This window comes from Nocardioides sp. CPCC 206348 (genome assembly GCF_048654705.1).
Taxonomy (GTDB): domain Bacteria; phylum Actinomycetota; class Actinomycetes; order Propionibacteriales; family Nocardioidaceae; genus Nocardioides.
In genome coordinates, this window is sequence record NZ_JBMCZA010000169.1 from 1 (window position 1) to 2,567 (window position 2,567).

Annotated in this window: 3 protein-coding genes; all 3 read right to left on the reverse strand. The window is 67.0% G+C overall.

Going from position 1 to position 2,567, the window contains the following annotated elements:
• Window positions 1–506, reverse strand: a 506-nt coding sequence (locus tag ACOADB_RS13470; RefSeq protein ID WP_378599376.1) for an MlaE family ABC transporter permease, incomplete at its 3' end; no start/stop codon positions are given.
• 1 nt (window position 507) lies between these two features.
• Window positions 508–1,266 (reverse strand): MlaE family ABC transporter permease, encoded by a 759-nt coding sequence (locus ACOADB_RS13475; protein WP_378599394.1) that lies wholly within the window; start codon window positions 1,264–1,266, stop codon window positions 508–510.
• 362 nt (window positions 1,267–1,628) lie between these two features.
• Window positions 1,629–2,567 (reverse strand): phosphotransferase family protein (locus tag ACOADB_RS13480; protein WP_378599379.1); only part of this gene is annotated, 939 nt, incomplete at its 5' end.

Here is a 2,567-nt window from a genome sequence, read left to right on the forward strand (position 1 = left end):
AGCCAGCACATCATCAGCGCGATCGCGAAGAGCGGTACGACGGCGATGAGTCCCGCGATGATCCGGGTCGTGACCAGGTAGGGCACCGGGTGAACGGCCATCACCTCGAGGGCGTCGATCTCCTCGCTGACCCGCATGGCACCGATCTGGGCGGTGAAGCCCGCGCCGACGGTCGCGGTGAGGGCGATGCCCGCGATGATCGGCGCGACCTCACGGGTGTTGAAGTACGCCGAGAAGAAACCGGACAACGTCGAGACACCGATGTTGTCGAAGGACGTGTAGGCCTGCAGGCCCACTTCGATCCCTGATGCTGTGGTCAGAAAGCCGATCACCATGACCGTTCCGCCGATCAAGGCAAGGGCTCCCGAGCCGAGGGAAACCTCGGCGAGCTGGCGCAGGATCTCCCTGGGATAGTGCCGGAGTGCTCGCGGTGCGTGCGAGTAGGCACTGCCGTGGAAGCTGAGCTGGTCGCCCAGTTCACGCAGCGACTTCGTGGGGGACGCCATTTCAGGCACCTGACTTGATCTGGAAGAACAGCGCCGTGATCACGCTGTTCGCGGCGAAGAGCAACATGAACGCAAAGACGACCGTCTGGTTGACCGCCTCGCCCACGCCCTTGGGCCCGCCCTTGGCGTTGAGCCCGAGGTAGCAGGCGGTCAGGCCTGCGAGGAGCCCGAAGACGGCAGCCTTGATCTCCGAGGCGAGGAAGTCGGGTAGCCCGATCAGGAGTGTGAGGTCGGCGAGGTACAACCCCGGCGTCGCCCCCTGGAGGACGACGGAGAAGAAGTACCCGCCGAGCAGGCCCACCAAGGTCACCATTCCGTTGAGAGCGACGCCGACCACCATCGAGGCCAGCACCCGCGGGACGACCAGCCGCTCGATCGGATCAATGCCCAACGTGACCATCGCGTCGATCTCTTCGCGGATCTTTCGCGAACCCAGGTCCGCACAGACGGCGGTCGCACCTGCGCCTGCCACGACCAGCACGCTCACGATCGGACCGATCTCCCGCACCACCGCCACGCCCGCGCCCGCACCCGCCAGGTCCACTGCCCCGATCTGGATGAGGATCTGGTTGATCTGGAAGACGATGACGACACAGAACGGGATCGCGACCAGGAGGGCAGGGGCGAAGGAGACCGTGGTGATGAACCAGGCCTGGGAGACGAACTCACGGAAGTGAAAGCGCCGCGTGAACATCTGCTTGAAGACCTTGCCGACGAAACCGTAGAAATCGCCGAACGTTGAGAACGTCTTGAAGGGCATCGAGGACCTGACCGCGTCCCGCGCGATTCGGCGAGCCTCGGGGCTCATGCCGTCGGGTCCTCGACGTTGCGGACCCTGTCGCTTCGGGGCGTCGAGCGCCGCCCACACCTCCGCAGAAAGCTCGCCCGCGGGTCGTGTCATCGTGCCCCCGGCTTTCCAGGGTCAACGGTGAATCTCGGTGATGACTTCATCGGTCCATTCCCGGTCGCGCCGCCCTCGCCCTCGGCCGTTCCACCCTAGGAAAGCTGTGACCGGCACCTCTAGGACGATTGCGCCCAGCTGTGGGACCAGAGCGCCCACTGCGAGGACCGACCAACCGGAAGCAAGAACGGCAAGGCCATGGATGACCTTGCCGCCCTGATCTACGCCGTCAGCACAGAAGACCTGGCCAGCTCCAGGTAGGGCTCGACTGCCTGTCCCGCGGTGTCGAAACCGGGGCCTGTGCCAGATCCAGCACGGCGCCGATGGTCGATTCCTGCCGAGATCACCGCGACCTTGTAGCAACCGAGCGCCTGGTGGAAGTCCCAGTCGTCCAGCGCGACACCACCGACCCGCTCGTAACCCGCCGCCAGGTCCTCGACCGTCGGCAAGCGTTGACTGGTCCATGCACTTGGCGCACCGATGACCAGGTCGAAGCACGGATGCCGGTAGGCGCACATCATCGCCACGTCGGCGATCGGGTCACCGATGGTGGAGAGCTCCCAGTCGACGACTGCAGCCACCGTGCCCGCGTCAGGTGAACCGGGAGCGACGAGCAGGGCGTTGTCGATGCGGTAGTCGCCGTGCACGACCGAGGTGGAACGCTGCTCCGGTACGGCGGCGGCGAGCTTCGCCGCTACCTCCTGCGCCAACGAGTCGAGCCGCTGGTCCCCCACTGTCTCCCACTGGCCCGACCAGCGGCGCAGCTGCCGGGCGGCGTACCCGTCGGGGCGTCCGAACGACCCCAGGCCGACGGCCACGTGGTCGACCCGGTGCAGGGTGGCGAGGGTGGTGAGCATGCTGTCCATGACCACCGCCAGCCCCTGGTCGTCGTACGTCGCCAGGTCGGCCTGGGTGCGGATCGCGACCCCGTCGACGAAGGCGCTCACGGTGAACGGCACCCCGAGCACGTCCTCGGCCTCGTGGATGAGCACCGCGTCGGCGACCGGGACGTCGGTGCCCATCAGGGCTGCGGTGACCCGGTGCTCGCGCGCCACGTCGTGGGCCGACGCGGTGCGGCCGGCGAGCGGAGGGGTACGCAGGACCCAGCGACGGGCTCCGTCGGTGATCGCGTAGGTGAGGTTGGACCGGCCACCGGCGAT

Bases quoted from the DNA above. Each gene is read 5' to 3' on its own strand.
- ACOADB_RS13475 (WP_378599394.1), bottom strand. From the start codon at position 1,266: ATGCCCTTCAAGACGTTCTCAACGTTCGGCGATTTCTACGGTTTCGTC.